We start from the raw sequence: 15,403 nt of genomic DNA, 5'->3' as shown, positions 1-15,403 counted from the left end.
GTCGGTCAGTCCTCCTGTTTGGCCCGGCTGGGCTGGACCCGTTTGGGTTCGCCCGGCATCTTCGGGTAGTCCGGCGGATAGGGCATGTCACCCAGGCCGTGGTCGTGTTCGTGCCGGTCCGCGAGTTCCAGTACGGCGTCCAGCTCGAAGGCGTGCTCGTCCATGTCCGCGTGCAGGTCGCCGAGCTCGGCGAAGCGCGCCGGCATCGTGACGATGTCGAAGTCTCCCGGCTCGGCGTCGTCCACCTCGTCCCAGCGCAGGGGCGCCGACACCGGGGCGTGCGGGCGGGGTCGGACCGAGTAGGCGGAGGCGATGGTGCGGTCGCGCGCGGTCTGGTTGTAGTCGACGAAGATCCGCTCGCCGCGCTCCTCCTTCCACCAGGCCGTGGTGACCTTGCCCGGCATCCGTCGCTCCAGTTCCCGGCCGAGGGCGATCGCGCACCGCCGGACCTCGGTGAAGGTCCAGCGCGGGGCGATCGGCACGAAGACGTGCAGGCCCCGGCCGCCGGAGGTCTTGGGCCAGCCGCGCAGTCCCAACTCGTCCAGCACCGTCCGCAGTTCGTGGGCCGCAGCCACCGCGTGGTGGTAGTCGGTACCCGGTTGCGGGTCCAGGTCGATGCGCAGTTCGTCGGGGCGGTCGGTGTCATCGCGGCGCACCGGCCAGGGGTGGAAGGTGAGGCAGCCCAGGTTGGCGGCCCACAGGACGGCGGCCGGCTCGGTCGGGCAGATCTCGTCGGCCGTGCGCCCGCTCGGGAAGGCGATGTGGGCGGTCGGAATCCAGTCGGGCAGGTTCTTGGGCGCCCGCTTCTGGAAGAAGGACTCCCCCTCCACCCCGTCCGGGTAGCGCTCCAGGGTCGTGGGGCGGTTGCGCAGGGCCCGGGTGATGCCGGGCGCGACCGCCAGGTAGTACTCGGCCACGTCCCTCTTGGTGAGCCCGCGCTCGGGGAAGTAGACCTTGTCCGGGTTGGACAGTCGCACCGTCCGCCCTCCGGCGTCGAGCTCGATCGCATTACCGGCAGCACCCATGTGCGCCACGGTAGGCGGGCGCGGCCCGGCGCGCATACCGGGCGGGTCCGGATGTACCGCCGCAGAATCTCAAGTATGGATCTGCCGGTGATGCCCCCTGTGAAGCCGATGCTAGCCAAGTCCGTGACCAAGATCCCGCCGGGCATGCAGTACGAGGCCAAGTGGGACGGCTTCCGGGCCATCGTCCACCGCGACGGCGACGAGGTCGAGATCGGCAGCCGCACCGGGAAGAGCCTGACCCGGTACTTCCCCGAGCTGGTGGTGGCACTGAAGGAGAACCTGCCCGCCCGCTGCGTGGTGGACGGCGAGATCGTCATCGTGCAGGGCGGGCGGCTCGACTTCGACCGGCTGACCGAGCGGATCCACCCCGCCGCCTCCCGCGTGAAGATGCTCGCCGAGACGACCCCGGCCAGCTTCGTCGCCTTCGATCTGCTCGCGCTCGGCGACGAGGCACTCCTCGACACTCCGCTCGCGGACCGCCGCGACACCCTCTCCCAAGCCCTTTCCACCGCTCGGCCCCCCGTTCATCTCGCGCCCGCGACCACCGACCCCGCGCTCGCGCAAGAATGGTTCGAGCGGTTCGAGGGCGCCGGGCTCGACGGGGTGATCGCCAAACCCCTCGATCTCCCCTACCGGCCCGATGCCCGACTCATGTTCAAGATCAAGCACGAGCGTACGGCCGACGTCGTCGTCGCGGGTTTCCGTTTCCACAAGAGCGGTCCGATTGTCGGATCATTGCTGCTCGGGCTGCTCGACGGGCACGGCGCCCTCCAGCACGTGGGCGTCTGCGCCGCCTTCCCCATGAAGCGCCGCGCCGAACTGGTGGACGAGCTCGAACCGCTGCGGATGGCGGATCCCGAAGGGCACCCCTGGGCCGCCTGGGCCGAGGAGTCCGCGCACGAGAGCGCCCGGCTGCCGGGTGCGCAGAGCCGCTGGACCGGCAAGAAGGACCTGTCCTGGGTACCGCTGCGCCCCGAGCGGGTCTGCGAGGTCGCGTACGACCACATGGAGGGCGACCGCTTCCGCCACACCGCCCAGTTCCGCCGCTGGAGGCCCGACCGGGCGCCGGAGAGCTGTACGTACGAGCAGCTGGAGGAGGCCGTCGGCTACGACCTCGCCGACGTGCTCGGCCGGACGGAGTGACCGCCCGGCCGAGCACGTCGGCGAGGGAGGACCGCCGGCCGGGCGGTCCGGCTTGGCCAGGTCGGCGAGGTCGGCCTGGTCAGCCCGTCGGCCCCGTCAGCCCGTTCGGCCCGTTCAGCCCGTTCAGCCCGTTCAGCCCGTTCAGCCCGTTCAGCCCGTTCAGCCCGTCGTCAGCTTCTCCCACTCCGCCCGGTCCGGCCCCACCGCGTTCGGCGCGTAGTCCGGCCGGGCGGCCAGCCAGCGCGCCACCCGGGTCCTGACCTGCGGATCCGCGTACGCCCGCTCCGGCGGTTCGGCCAGGTGACGGACCCTGGCCCGCGCGCGCATCACCTCGGGGTCCTCCAGCGCGCAGTCGAAGAGGGCGGCCACCTCGCGCGCCGTCCCCGTCCGCCCGGCCCGGGTCGCGAAGCGCTCGCCGATGGCCCCGTCGGCGACGACCTGGTAGTCGAACCACGGCTTCAGGGTGCGCACCGCCCAGTCGTGGTACTCGGTGGCGAAGCGGGCCGACCCCGGGTCCTGGCCGGCGGTACGGGCCACCCTGCGCGCGGCCCACAGGGCGAGCGAGGTGCCCTGCCCCAGGGTCGGGTTGGTGTGGGCGATGGCGTCCCCGACGGGCACCAGCCCGTTGACCACCGGGCCCCGCTCGTCGACCAGCGAGCTCCAACGGTTGTCCAGGCTCGCCGTCGCCAGTACGTCGGACAGCGGCTCGGCGCCCAGCTCCAGCCAGGCCGCGCCGGGCGGGAAGGCCCGCGCCGCGGCCTCGAAGACGGCCGGGTGGCGCAGCGCGGAGCGCGTGGTGTCCTCCGTGTGCACGAACAGGGTGACCGCGAACACCCGGTTGTCGGCCGGGAAGACCGCGCAGCCCGCGAAGGCGCCGCCGGTCACCGTCCAGGGCCGGCGCGGGCCCTCGTCCAGCCCTTCCGGCAGCCGGTACCAGCGGCAGAAGTACGCGAGCCCCGTGCGGTGCCGCTCCACGACGGCCGGCCGGCAGCCCGCCGCGGCGAGCCAGCGCTCGACGCCACCGCGCCGCCCGCCCGCGTCCACGACCAGGTCCCCCTCGTACGCCCCGGCCGATGTGGTCACGCCGGTCACGCGGATGCCGGGGGTGGCGGTGATTCCGGTGACCGGTTCCCCATACCGCGCGACCACGCCCGGTTCGCCGCGCAGGGCCGTGGCCAGGGCACTCTCCAGCAGGATCCGCCGCGCCTGCAGCATGACCAGGTCCTCGTCGCCGGGGCGCGCGGGCGGTCGTACGTCGAACCAGTCCAGCTCGTGGCGCTCGCGGGCACCGAGCCGGAGCATCTCCGCGTGGACGTCGGGCAGATCGTCGCGCAGCACGTTGCGGGCCGCGCCGAGCAGCGCGTGCGGCTGGGTGGCCTGCGGGACGGCCGGGCGGCGCCAGCCGAAGAAGTCGCGGTCCAGCGCGGTGCCGGGGGCCCGGGTGTCCCGTTCGAAGAGTTCGGCGGTGTGTCCGTGGCGCGCCGCGAGCAGCGCGGTGGCCAGCCCTCCGACCCCTCCGCCGACAACCAGCACATGTGCCATTGCGCCCCCCTGAGCCGACCAGCCGATGAGTCGATGAGTCGATGCTGTGATACGCCGATGCGCGAATGCGTCGATGCGTCGAGCCGCTGCGTCGGCGAGCCGCCGACGTGACGCGTCGTACGACGATCACACCGCCCAAAGCCTGCGCGGGTAGGACCTGACCGAAACCCGCACACATGTCCGATAGCGGGCTGTCGGGCTCGCGGCTAGCCCGTCGGGCCCGTGGCGCGGTGGGCTTCGAGCGCGCTCCGCGTCTCCGCCGCGACCAGGTCGGTGTTGATGGCCACCGCCGCGTGCACGCCCTGGGCGGCCGCGCCGGCCAGCTGTTCCATCGGCGCGGTCACATTGCCGGCCGCCCACACCCCGGCGAGGGCGGTGGCGCCGGTGGCCGGATCGGACTCCACGCAGGTGCCGACCACATGGCCGTCCCGCACCAGGTCGGTGGCGGGCAGGCCGAGGCTGGTCAGCACCCCGGACCGGGCGGTGAAGCGCGGGGCCACGATCAGCGCCCGGCACCCGACGCTAGCGCCGCCGGCCAGGGTCACCCCGGTCAGCCGGTCCTCGGCGACGCTCAGGCCGGTCACCTCGCCCGCCACCACCTCGACGCCCCGGGCGGCCAACAGCTCCCGGTCCTCGTCGGTGAGACGCCAGGTGTGGGACAGCAACGTCACCTGTGAGCTCCACTGCCGCCAGAGCTGCGCCTGGTGAACGGAGACCGGCCCGGTGGCCAGTACGGCCAAGGGAAGGTCGCGGACCTCCCAGCCGTGGCAGTACGGGCAGTGCAGCACGTCCCGCCCCCAGCGCGCCCCGAGACCGGGCAGCGCGGGAAGCTCGTCCACCAGGCCGGTGGCGACCAGCAGCCGCCCGGCCCGGACGGCGGAGCCGTCTGCGCAGCGGACGAGGAAGCCCCCGCCCGGCAGGCGATCGGCCGCGATGGCCGTACCGGCCGCCCCGGACCGGATCTCGGCGCCGTACCCGGCCACCTCCGCCCGGCCGCGGGCCAGCAGGTCCGCCGGGCTCGCGCCGTCGTGGCCGAGGTAGCCGTGCAGGTGCGCGGCGGGGGCGTTGCGCGGGCTGCCGGAGTCCAGTACGAGCACCGAGCGGCGGGCCCGGGCGAGGGTCAGGGCGCCCGCGAGGCCGGCGGCGCCGCCGCCGATGACCGCCACGTCTACGGGGGTGTCTGCCTCTGCGTGCGGCCTTGCGTGCGGCCTTGTGTGCGGCTGTGTGTCCGGCCCTGCGTCCAGCCGGGTGTCCGGTTCTGCGAGCTCTGCGTCGGAGTGCCTCGTCATCGCGTTGTCCATACCCGTGAGGGTGTGCCGGAGGGGCGCCTCTTGACAAATGGACTTGCCGAACCGGCAAATGGAGGCATGGTCACCCCCGAGCAGGACGAAGAGCTGGCGGACGTGCTCACCGCCGTGGGCCCGCGGTTGCGGGCGCTGCGCCGGCAGCGCGGCACCACGCTGGCCCAGCTCAGCGAGATCACCGGAATCTCGCTCTCCACGCTGTCCCGGCTGGAGTCCGGGCAGCGCCGCCCGACTCTGGAACTGCTGCTTCCGCTGGCCAAGGCGCACCGGGTGGCGCTCGACGAGCTCGTCGGCGCGCCGGAGACCGGCGATCCGCGGATCCGGCCGCGGCCGTTCGTCCGGCACGGCAGCACGTACGTGCCGCTCACGCGCCACTTCGGCGGGGTGCACGCCTTCAAGACGATCATGCCGGCGGCCGAAGCGTCGGCGCCGCTGCCCGAGCTGCGGGTGCACGAGGGCTACGAGTGGCTGTACGTGTTGTCCGGGCGGGTACGGCTGCTGCTGGGCGAGCACGACCTGGTGCTCACCAGCGGGGAGGTGGCCGAGTTCGACACCCGGACCCCGCACGCGTTCTTCAATCCGGGGCCGCAGCCGGCGGAGTTCCTCAGCCTGTTCGGGCCGCAGGGCGAGCGCATTCACGTACGGGCGAGGCCGCGGGGCGGCGCCGCCGACTCAGCACAATCCTGAGGGGAAGGACCCTGATGACCAGCTCCGACAACCTCCCTGCCGTGCGAGCGGTGCCGAAGCCGAATGCCGTGGTCGGCGTCGGGCTCATCGTGGTGGGGCCGGACGGGCGGATCCTGCTCGGCCAGGCCCACGACGGGCGTTGGGAACTGCCCGGCGGGAAGGTGGACCCCGGGGAGGGGTTCGAGCAGGCCGCGGCGCGGGAGCTCGCCGAGGAGACGGATCTGCGGGTGGCGCCGGAGGGCGTTTCGGTGTTCACCGTTCAGCTGGCGCCGGACGCGGGCGATGTCACGCGGCTGACTGCGGGGGCGGTGACGCGGGGCGCGGAGGGGGAGGCCGTGGTGACGGAGCCGCACAAGATCGTGCGGTGGGAGTGGTTCGGGGAGGGCGAGATTCCTTCGGCGTTGTACGCGCCGTCGGCGGCGGTCTTGCGGGCGTGGCGGCCGGGGCTGGCGGGGCCGACGGCCGCGCCTTCGTACGACTACCCGACCGGCGGTGCCTGAGCTGCCGCCGGGAGGGGCGGTTGCCGCTGCGCGGAGCCACTCCCCGCCCCGCCCTTCCACCGTTCCCCGGACCATGCCCGGACCCCGCGCCTCAATCGCCGGCGAGGCTGAATCGGCCCGCCCGGCCCGGGCACGGCCCCGGGAAAACGCGAACGCCCACCTCCCGGGCCCGCCCGAACCCGCGCCTCAAACGCCGGCGAGGCCGGAGTTGCCGCCCCAACCGCTGGGCCGAGCCGGGCTGGGCTGGGGCGTGTCGTCAGGAGCCCGCAGGGACGATCCCGGCTTCAATCGGGCGCACGCGGCCAGAGGCGGCAGCAGCAGCCGGGTGGGCAGTCGGGGGCGGCCCTGGTGGCTACGGGCGTGGCTGTGGGGTTTGGGCGAAGTGGCCCTCCCTGAGGTCTTCCGCCAGCAGGCGTTTCGCGATCGAGTCCGTCGCCACGCGGAGTTCCGCGCTGCTCGGGCGGCCCCGGTCCTTCTCCAGCTTGTCCCCCAGCCACTCGGCCCACGCGTGCGAGATGACCCGCGCCTCCCGCACCCCCGCCGGGGTCTGCGTGAAGTATCCGTTCTCGCGCGTCAGGTACCCCTCCTCCAGCATCCGGTCGAACACCGGCAGCAGCACCTCCGGCGGCACCGACCGCCGCGTCGCGATCACGCCGAGGCTCGCGTGCCCGACCGTCCGGGTCAGCAGGTCCACCTGCATCACCGCCCACGCGCCCGCGATGTCCAGCCGGGTGTCCGAGCCGTTCACGATCTCCCGCGCCTCGTCCGGCCCCATGTTCCGTACGAGCTTGCCCACCGCCAGTTCCAGCAGCTTCGCCGGATCCGCCGAGGTGGTGGCCGGCGAGGTGAAGCCGTCGATGTCCGTCGACCCGGCCCGCGCGCTGTCGCGCAGCTTGACCTGCTTGAGGAAGAGCGCGACGACGAACCCGACGACCGCCACCGGCACCGTCCACAGGAACACCGTGTGCAGCGCGTCCGCGTACGCGTCGATGATCGGCCCGGCGGTCCGCGCATCGAGCCCATGCACTCCTTGGGGACTCGACGCGGCCTTCGCCAGTTGCACCGGGTCCTGCCCCGTCAGCCGGGCGGCCTCCGCGACGCCCGACCTCAGCGCGGGTCCCAGGCTGTTGGCGTAGATGGTCCCGAAGACCGCGGTCCCGAACGCGCTGCCGAGCGTACGGAAGAAGGTGACCCCGGAGGTGGCCGTTCCGAGGTCGGCGTAGTGCACGGTGTTCTGCACGGCGATCGTCAGCACCTGCATGGACAGGCCGATGCCCGTGCCCAGCACGAACATGTACAGGGACTCCAGCCAGGCGCTTGTCCCGGGCCGCATCGTCGACAGCAGGTACAGGCCGACGGCCATGACCGCGCAGCCCACAATGGGGAAGATCCGGTACTGGCCGGTCTTGCTGGTGACGTTGCCGCTGAAGACGGAGGCGATCAGCAGGCCGAAGACCAGTGGCAGCGTCCGTACGCCCGAGACGGTGGCCGAATCCCCGTCCACGTACTGGAGGTACGTCGGCAGGAAGGTCATCGCGCCGAGCATCGCGAACCCGACGACGAAGCTCAGCACGGAACACACCGCGAAGACCGGATTCCGGAACAGCCGCATCGGCAGCATCGGCTCCGCGGCCCGCGTCTCGACCAGGCAGAAGAGCGCCAGCGCGACCACGCCGGCCACGAACAGGCCGATGATCACCGGCGAGCCCCAGGCGTACTGGTTCCCGCCCCAGCTGGTGGCCAGGATCAGCGCGCTGGAGCCGATCGCGACCATCGTGATGCCCAGGTAGTCGATGACCGGCTTGCCCCCGGCCCGCACCGACGGGATCGTCCGGGCGGCCGCGATGACGACGAGGATCGCGATCGGGACATTGACGTAGAAGCACCAGCGCCAGGTCAGCTGGTCGGTGAACAGCCCGCCCAGCAGCGGCCCGATCACGGTGGCGACGCCGAAGACGGCGCCGATCAGGCCCTGGTACTTGCCGCGTTCGCGCAGCGGAACCACGTCGGCGATCAGCGCCATCGCGGTGACCATCAGGCCGCCGGCGCCGATGCCCTGCACGCCCCGCCAGACGATCAGGAACGTCATGTTCGCGGACAGGCCGCACAGGAACGAGCCGGTGATGAAGACGATCGCCGAAACCTGGAAGATCAGTTTCCGGCCGAAGAGGTCGCCGAACTTGCCCACCAGTGCCGTCGAGACGGTCTCCGCGAGCAGGTAGGAGGTCACCACCCAGGACATGTGGTCGCCGCCGCCGAGGTCCGCCACGATCGTGGGCAGCGCGGTCCCGACGATCGTCTGGTCGAGTGCCGCGAGCAGCACGCCCAGCATGATCGTGCCGAAGATGACGTTGCGCCGCCTCCGGTCGAGCACGGGAGGCGGCGCGGACGGTGCGGCAGGCGGTCCGGCAGGCGGTCCGGCGGAGGCCTCGGCAGGCGCTGTGGTCACATCTCGCACTCTCACAGCGCCCCCGCCGCCCCGCATGCGGCGCGACGCCGTACGGGTGACCCCCGGCCGCAATCAGCGCAGGTGAGCGAGGCCCGGGTGCTCCGCCGCGTACCCGTCGAGCAGCCGCCGGGCCACGCCCACCGAGTCCACCAGCGGATGCAGCGCGAAGGCCTTGACCGCGTCCGCCCGGGACCCGCTCGCGGCGGCCGCCAGCACCTCCCGCTCGACGGCCTTGACCGAGGTCACCAGCCCCACCGCGTGCAGCGGCAGCGGAGCGACCCCCACCGGGTGCGCGCCGTTGGCGTCGACCAGGCACGGCACCTCGATCACGGCCTCCGCGTCGAGGACCGACAGCGTCGAGCCGTTGCGCACGTTGAGGATCAGCGTGGCGCGCTCGTCGCGGGCGATGGCCCGCATCAGCGCGAGCGCGACCTGCTCGTAGCCGCCCGACTCCAGGTCGCTCTCCTCGCGTTCGCCGACGCCGGCCACCTCGCGGTTCTCGGCCATGTACGTGGCTTCGCGCTCGGCCCGCGTCCGGTCCCAGGCGGCCAGCGCCGCCCCGGGCGGCGCTCCGGGCACTCCGGCCTCGGCGTAGAAGCCGCGCTGCTGGTCGCGCAGGAAGGCGCCGCGCGTCTGCTTGGCCTCCTGGTAGGCCCGTACGGTGTCACGGTTGAAGTAGTAGTAGTGGAGGTACTCGTTCGGGATCGCGCCCAGCGACCGCAGCCACTGAGCGCCGAAGAGCCGCCCCTCCTCGAAGGACTCCAGCGCCACCGGGTCGGCCAGCAGCCGGGGCAGCTCGTCCCGCCCCCCGACGCGCAGCCCGCGCACCCAGCCCAGGTGGTTGAGGCCGACGTAGTCGATCCAGGCGTCCTGCGGGCGGGCGCCGAGCAGCCGGGCGATGCGCCGCCCGAGCCCCACCGGCGAGTCGCAGATCCCGATCACCCGGTCGCCCAGTTCCTCGGCCATCGCCTCGGTGACCAGCCCGGCCGGGTTCGTGAAGTTGATGACCCATGCCTCCGGTGCGATACGCGCGATCGTCCGCGCGATCCCCCGGGCGACCGGAACGGTCCGCAAGCCGTAGGCGATCCCGCCCGCGCCGACCGTCTCCTGCCCCAGCACTCCCTCGGCCAGGGCGATCCGCTCGTCCGCGGCACGCCCCTGAAGGCCGCCGACGCGGATGGCGGAGAAGACGAAGTCGGCCCCGCGCAACGCCTCGTCGAGGTCGGTGGTCGCGGTGACGGCGGGGGCGTCGGCGACCCCGTCGGCCTGGTCGGCGAGCACCCGAGCCATGGTGCTGAGGCGGCCGGGATCCTCGTCGTAGAGCGTCACATGGGACACCCGGCCCTCGGCGCGGTCGCCGAGCAGTGCTCCGTACACGAGCGGTACCCGGAATCCGCCCCCGCCGAGGATGGTCAGCCGCACGCCCCTACCGCCCTTTCAGCCCCACCAGTGCCACGATCAGTGCCACGATCCGCGGCACTCGGCACTCGGCCCCGCGGCGGCACGTTTCCTCACGGCTCCAGTGTCCCCCGCCGGGTCACTCCCCCAGCGGCGGCACGGCGCGCAGCCGGGCCTGTGGCCGGTTCTCGATGCCGGCCCCGCCCCGCACCGGACCCGCGGGCAGGCCCTGCGGCGCCGAGAGGACCAGGGTGATCCGGGTGAGCCCCATGGCCTCCAGCATGCGGCTGGATTCCGCCACCATCCGGCAGCGCACCAGACCCCAGTGCGGGTCGGGGTGGCGCACGGTGCGCACCGCCCCGTCCTGCTCGGCGGCCTCGGACCCGTGGGTGGTCAGCCAGTGCGGCACGCCGTAGCGGTAGGCCGCCTCCATGAACGGGTCGCGGGCCACCTCCTGCCGGATGCTGCGCAGGCCCTCGTCGTCGGGGGACGAGGCCAGCGCGGTCGCGAACTGGGCCAGCAGCGGGACGCACCAGGCCGGTTCGTGGTCCTCCAGCACGGCCGCGGCGTCCGGGTGGAACAGCACGAAGCGCAGGAAGTTGTCGTCCGGGAGGGCGGTCGGGTGCGGGCGCACCGTCTGGAAGAGCTTGTCGAAGGCCGAGTTGGTGAGCGCGACGTCCCAGCGGTGGTCCACCAGGAAGCTCGGGTAGGGCACGGCCTCCATCAGGGCCGCGTAGTCGCACAGGTAGTCCCGCTGGGCGGGGTCCTCGGGCAGCCGGTTCTCCTCGGCCGCGCGCCAGGTCGGCGGGGGGTCGCGGTCGACCATGACGCGGAACAGCCAGAAGCACTGGCGCTCGCTCATCTCCAACGCCTCGGCCAGGGCGAGCAGTTTGCGGTCCGTCCACTCCTTGACGAGGCCGCGTTCCCAGTTTCCGTAGGCGCGCACGCTGATGCGCAGGCGTGCGGCGACGTCTTCCTGGCTCAGCCCCAGCTCCTCGCGGCGCTGGCGCAAAATCTCCTTGCGTCGCTCCGACCGCACTGCGCCTCGTACGGACTCCTCGCCCGCCAGGCGTTCCTCACCGGCTCGGGCGAGGTCATCGGACGGGCCCACCGCTGCGAGATATGGCACCGAGAGCTCCCCCTCCTCACGGTCTGGATCTTCATTTCCGTGTGGCGATCCTGCTACCGACTTCATTCGAGTGTCAACTATTGTGGCAATTCCAGCCTCTTGACAGCTCATTCCCGCCACAGCTGTGGCAAGTTCTGGCCCTAAGGAAGCAGACCGGATAGATTCGACAGGCCGACCACGTGCCCGTACCGACCTCGCGCGATCTAGGAGAACCACTGGTGACAGACGGCTTCCCGGCTCCCGTCGCGGCGGCCAACGTGCCCCTGGCAGCCACCGTCGCACGCGTCGCCGAACTCGCGGGCAAAATGGGCCGCGACCTGAACCAGGTCTTCGACCTGCGACGGCTCTCGGATGCCTCCGGCGTCCCCACGGACGTGGTCAAGACCCTGCTGGACGGCCGCCCGGCCGGCGAACCCGATCTCCAGACCCGCTTCCTCCAGCGCCTCGACCTGCTGCGCCGGACCCGGGTCAAGCCCAACGGCCGCCGCTACACGCAGCAGGAGATCGCGGACGGCGCCGGCATGTCCCGGCAGCAGGCGGGCGCCCTGATCAACGGCGACCGCCGCCCCACGATGGAGCACTGCGACGCCATCCAGCGCTTCTTCGGGGTACACGCGGGCTTCCTCACCGCCCACGACGCCGACGCCCTCACCGACGCGCTCCAGCGCACCGAGCAGCAGCTGCTCCAGGACTTCGCGGGGCGCGAACGTCAGACCGCCCCCGCCGCGCCCGCTTCGGCGGGCGATCCGCTGGCAAGACTCCTCCAGAACCACGGTGTACGGGGCATCGCCTGGCGCGCCGCCCAACTGCCCAGTGACAAGCACCGGGACAAGGTGACCGAATGGCTGGACATGCTGCTCGAAAGCGTCAAACCGAACGAATAGGGACCCAGTCGAAAGTCTGGGTCTGATCCTTGAATCCTGATCCGGATCCGCGCCGACGGGGAGAACGGTGAGCATAGGCAGAGCGCAGCGGCGGTTGTGCGGGGAGCTGGTGGACGGCATCAAGCTGACCGCCCCCGTGGAACCTGTGGACCTCTACGCCGCCCTCTGCGAGGGCATGAGCAGACACCGCGGCCGCCGGGTGGACTTCCGGATGGCGGCGTTCCCTCCCGGAACGGCCAGCGGTCTGTGGCTCGACATGGCGGACCGCGATCTCGTCGTCATCGAAGAGCGCACGGCACCGGACCACCAACTGGTGATCCTCGGGCACGAGCTGTGGCACATGAAGGCGGGCCACTGCAGCCACCACGTCGACGGCGCCGCCGTCGCCGCCCGGCTGCTCTCCGACGGGGCCGACCTCGGCGAGACGGTCCGCCGCGTCGCCGCGCGCACCCGCGCCGACGTCACGGAGGAGACCGAGGCCGAGTCCTTCGGCTTACTGCTGGGCAGCCGGTGCCGGAGCTGGCTGGCCGGATCCGCGGGCCACCGGGCGCCGGCCCAGCGCGACCAGCTGGCCGGCCGGATCGAGACCTCGCTCGGCTACCGGGGGCACAGGACCGAACGTTGAACGGACAGGACTACTACATCCCGGCGGCCGCGATGGCGGTCTCGCTGGCCTGCAAGCTGCCGGCGCTGCGCAACAGCTGGCGGGATCCGCTCCAGCGTTCGGTCTGTCTCCTGCTCGTCCTCGCCACGGCGGTGTTCACCTTCGCTGCCCCGCCCACCATCGGGGCCGTCAACCGCCTCACCGGCATCCCGAACTTCTCGGCCCCGCTCGTCTACTGCCTGATGACCCTGTTCAGCGCCTCCTGCCTGGTGCTGATCGTCAACTGGCGGGGCGGGCCGCCGGAGGAGACCCGGCGGTTCTCCCGGCGCTGGATCGTCGGCTACTCGGCCGTCGCCGCCGTGCTCGTCGTCCTGTTCATGCTCGGCGACGCCCCCGACGAGCGGCTGCGCGACTTCGACACGTACTACGCGAACACCCCGTACATCCAGATCCTGATCGCGCTCTACCTGCTGGCCCACAGCGTCGCGGCGCTCACGATGTCGGCGATGTGCTGGCGCTGGTCCCTCCAGGTGCACGGATGGCTGCGCGTCGGCCTGATGATCATCGTGTCCGGGTACGGGTGCAGCCTCGCCTACGACGCCACCAAGTTCACCGCGGTCGTCGCCCGCTGGAGCGGGCACGACCTGGACGACCTGAGCACCTTCGTCGCCCCGCCGCTCGCCTCGGCGGGCGCGCTCGTGAGCGCCGTCGGGTTCGTCCTCCCGCTGGTCTGCCAGCGGCTCGGGGACAGCTGGCAGACCTGGACGACGTACCGCAGGCTCGGCGCGCTCTGGCAGGAGGTGCGCAGCGCCGCTCCCGCCGGCACCCCGGCCGTGCGGATGTCCTGGTGGACCCCGGCCGAGATCCGGGTGATCCAGCGGGAGTCGGACATCCACGACGGGTTCCTGCACCTGGGCCCGTACTTCGACAAGGACCACCGGGACAGCGCCTACGGGCGCGCCCTCGCGGACGGTTCGGACGAGGAGACGGCCCGCGCGATCGCCGACGCCGCGATGGTCGCGGCCGCCGTGCGGGCGCGCTCCGCGGACCCCGAGGGCGAGGCGATCGACGCCGTCGAGGGCGGCGACGTGCCGGACACCGCCGCCGGGCCGCGCGATCTCGTACGGATCTCCCACGCGCTGCGGCATTCGCCGCTGGTGGCTGCGGTCCGGCGGCAGTCGGCAGCGCTGTCGGGCTGAGCGCCCTGCCCCCACCGCCGATCAGCGGGCGGCGGTGACCGTCAGCGTCGGGAACAGGTCCTCGAACGGCTCCGCCGAATCGATTCCGTTCCGGCCGTAGGGAGCGTCGAAGCTCCACACCATGAACAGCAGGAACACGATCAGCGCGCTGAACAGCCCGGCGAGCAGCAGCTCCCGCCCAGACCGGCGGATCTGCAGGGTGAAGATCAGCCCGACGGTCACCACCCCGCCGACCAGCAGCCCCACCCACACCACGCTCGGCAGCGTGGACTCCGAGCTCTGCGTGCGCGAGTGCCGGGCGTCGTCGGCGGCGGCGATGTGGTCCAGCAGCGGCTGGTACGCCTGCGCCTGGAGTTCGCTGGTGGGGCTCGCGTGGGTGACATCGGTGCGCAGCTTGGCCAGCAGGCCGGCGCCCTCGGCGGACGCGGCCTCGCCGGAGGTCAGCCGCGGCCAGTCCACGTTGACGGTGTGGGAGACGTACGCGCCCACCTCGTCCCGGATCCGGTCGCGGACGGGGGCCGGGTAGACGTCGGCGCGCTGGGTGACCTCGTACAGCGCCTGGGCCTCGCGGCGCACGCCGTCCTCGGCGGAGCCGCGCGCCTCCCACACGCCGGCGATGGCCAGGCCCAGGACGATCGCGTAGACCACGCCGACCATCATCGTCATGTACTCGATGACGTCGGGGGTTTCGCTGGTGTCCTCGTCTTCGGCGACCCGGCGGTGCCGGATCGTGGTGAAGGTGAGGACGAGGGCGCAGACGAGCGCCATGGCGATGGCCAGGACCAGCCATTCGGACACGAGGGTTCTCCCGTTTGTGGATCGCAGGTGTGCGGCGTCAGCGCCGGCTCTTGCCGCGGGGGCGGAGCGCGGCGGCCGCGAGGACGGCCGGGGTGGTGACGACGGTCATGAGCATCACGGTGGACATGCCGTCCGGGCCGCGCCGCTCCAGGACTTTCGAGTGGTACGGACGCACGTGGAAGCGGGCGACCGGGGCGACGGCCACCGCCGGCAGGGGCGGAGCGGTGATCTCCCCGGCCTCCGGCGCGGCCACCGCCCGGGGTTGGGGCGCGGGTGCCGGGTTCTGCGCCGCGCCGCCCGGCACGGGGGCGCCGGGCCGGACGGGCACGGCGGCGCGCCCGGGGTGGTGCACGGTCGGCCGCTCGGCGCGGGGCACGGTCACCCTCACCGACGGCCGCGCGGGCGCCGGCGCGGGGGCCGCACGGAGGGCGGCGCGGGCACCGTCGGCGCCGGCGTCGGACCGGGGTCCGGCTCCGGCACCGGCTGCGGCCGCGGCCGCCCGGCGGGCACGCAGGCGTCGGCGGGGCCGGCTGCCGCGGCGGGGCCGGCGCCGGCTGAGGCACCGGCCCCCGCCCCGTCGTCGCCGTACCCCTCGCCCGCGACCGCCACCTGGGCCTGGAGCGGGCAGAGCGCCGCCACCAGGCCCGCCCCGGCGAGGTACTGCCAAGCGGTCGCCACACGTCCTCCCGTTTCCGCCGCAGATGGTGGGGTTCCGTCTGAAGAAACGATCACGACACCCCC

General features: G+C 72.9%; 15 protein-coding genes. 6 read left to right on the top strand and 9 right to left on the bottom strand.

All coding sequences use genetic code 11. The annotated features are described in order from the left end of the window. Positions 1–5: 5 nt before the first annotated feature. Positions 6–1,025: a non-homologous end-joining DNA ligase gene (gene ligD / locus OG982_RS25300; RefSeq protein WP_266949271.1), complete on the bottom strand. Its 1,020-nt coding sequence runs from the start codon at positions 1,023–1,025 to the stop codon at positions 6–8. Between the two features lie 75 nt (positions 1,026–1,100). Here ligD and OG982_RS25295 point away from each other — a divergent pair, with 75 nt between their 5' ends. Then, positions 1,101–2,168 carry an ATP-dependent DNA ligase gene (locus OG982_RS25295; protein ID WP_266949270.1) on the top strand — a complete coding sequence of 356 codons (1,068 nt, stop codon included), beginning with the start codon at positions 1,101–1,103 and terminating at the stop codon, positions 2,166–2,168. A 159-nt stretch (positions 2,169–2,327) separates the two neighbouring features. Here OG982_RS25295 and OG982_RS25290 read toward each other — a convergent pair whose 3' ends face one another. Together OG982_RS25290 and OG982_RS25285 are read right to left on the bottom strand one after the other, a co-directional pair. Next, positions 2,328–3,710, bottom strand: a complete 1,383-nt coding sequence (locus OG982_RS25290) for an NAD(P)/FAD-dependent oxidoreductase (RefSeq protein ID WP_266949269.1) — start codon at positions 3,708–3,710, stop codon at positions 2,328–2,330. 206 nt (positions 3,711–3,916) lie between these two features. Beyond that, entirely contained in the window at positions 3,917–4,876 is a 960-nt protein-coding gene (locus OG982_RS25285; protein ID WP_266949267.1) for an NAD(P)/FAD-dependent oxidoreductase, read from the bottom strand. Positions 4,877–5,077: 201 nt separating this feature from the next. On the opposite strand from OG982_RS25285, the gene OG982_RS25280 reads away from it, so the two are divergent. Continuing rightward, a complete protein-coding gene (locus OG982_RS25280; protein ID WP_266782870.1) occupies positions 5,078–5,701 on the top strand; it encodes a helix-turn-helix domain-containing protein in 624 nt (207 codons plus the stop codon). Positions 5,702–5,715: 14 nt separating this feature from the next. Next, positions 5,716–6,201, top strand: a complete 486-nt coding sequence (locus OG982_RS25275; RefSeq protein WP_266782871.1) for an NUDIX hydrolase — start codon at positions 5,716–5,718, stop codon at positions 6,199–6,201. Positions 6,202–6,553: 352 nt separating this feature from the next. On the opposite strand, the gene OG982_RS25270 is transcribed toward OG982_RS25275, so the two are convergent. The 3 genes from OG982_RS25270 to OG982_RS25260 form a co-directional block, all read right to left on the bottom strand. Beyond that, a complete protein-coding gene (locus tag OG982_RS25270) occupies positions 6,554–8,686 on the bottom strand; it encodes an MDR family MFS transporter (RefSeq protein ID WP_266949265.1) in 2,133 nt (710 codons plus the stop codon). 36 nt (positions 8,687–8,722) lie between these two features. Beyond that, positions 8,723–10,072, bottom strand: coding sequence for a 6-phospho-beta-glucosidase (locus OG982_RS25265; RefSeq protein ID WP_266782872.1), 1,350 nt, complete (start codon positions 10,070–10,072; stop codon positions 8,723–8,725). A gap of 115 nt (positions 10,073–10,187) precedes the next feature. Then, complete coding sequence (locus OG982_RS25260) at positions 10,188–11,177, bottom strand: helix-turn-helix domain-containing protein (protein WP_266782873.1); 990 nt, start codon at positions 11,175–11,177, stop codon at positions 10,188–10,190. A gap of 218 nt (positions 11,178–11,395) precedes the next feature. Here OG982_RS25260 and OG982_RS25255 point away from each other — a divergent pair, with 218 nt between their 5' ends. The 3 genes from OG982_RS25255 to OG982_RS25245 all read left to right on the top strand — a co-directional run bounded on the left by OG982_RS25255 (position 11,396) and on the right by OG982_RS25245 (position 13,864). Further along, positions 11,396–12,061 (top strand): helix-turn-helix transcriptional regulator, encoded by a 666-nt coding sequence (locus OG982_RS25255; RefSeq protein WP_266782874.1) that lies wholly within the window; start codon positions 11,396–11,398, stop codon positions 12,059–12,061. Positions 12,062–12,128: 67 nt separating this feature from the next. Beyond that, entirely contained in the window at positions 12,129–12,686 is a 558-nt protein-coding gene (locus tag OG982_RS25250; RefSeq protein ID WP_266782875.1) for a toxin-antitoxin system, toxin component, read from the top strand. Further along, positions 12,683–13,864 carry an MAB_1171c family putative transporter gene (locus OG982_RS25245; RefSeq protein ID WP_266782876.1) on the top strand — a complete coding sequence of 394 codons (1,182 nt, stop codon included), beginning with the start codon at positions 12,683–12,685 and terminating at the stop codon, positions 13,862–13,864. Before OG982_RS25250 ends, OG982_RS25245 begins: the two co-directional genes overlap by 4 nt. 21 nt (positions 13,865–13,885) lie before the next feature. Here OG982_RS25245 and OG982_RS25240 read toward each other — a convergent pair whose 3' ends face one another. Genes OG982_RS25240 through OG982_RS25230 form a run of 3 tightly spaced genes read right to left on the bottom strand, consistent with a single transcriptional unit; the run spans position 13,886 to position 15,340 of the window. Beyond that, on the bottom strand, positions 13,886–14,662 hold the full coding sequence (locus OG982_RS25240; RefSeq protein WP_266782877.1) for a DUF4239 domain-containing protein: 777 nt from the start codon (positions 14,660–14,662) through the stop codon (positions 13,886–13,888). A 37-nt stretch (positions 14,663–14,699) separates the two neighbouring features. After that, positions 14,700–15,038 carry a hypothetical protein gene (locus tag OG982_RS25235; RefSeq protein WP_266949263.1) on the bottom strand — a complete coding sequence of 113 codons (339 nt, stop codon included), beginning with the start codon at positions 15,036–15,038 and terminating at the stop codon, positions 14,700–14,702. An 8-nt stretch (positions 15,039–15,046) separates the two neighbouring features. After that, a complete protein-coding gene (locus tag OG982_RS25230) occupies positions 15,047–15,340 on the bottom strand; it encodes a hypothetical protein (protein WP_266949262.1) in 294 nt (97 codons plus the stop codon). Positions 15,341–15,403 lie beyond the last annotated feature (63 nt).

The organism is Streptomyces sp. NBC_01551, from assembly GCF_026339935.1.
Lineage (GTDB): Bacteria > Actinomycetota > Actinomycetes > Streptomycetales > Streptomycetaceae > Streptomyces.
The sequence above is the reverse complement of the archived record's forward strand: the minus strand, read 5'-3'. Positions and strand labels throughout refer to the sequence as shown.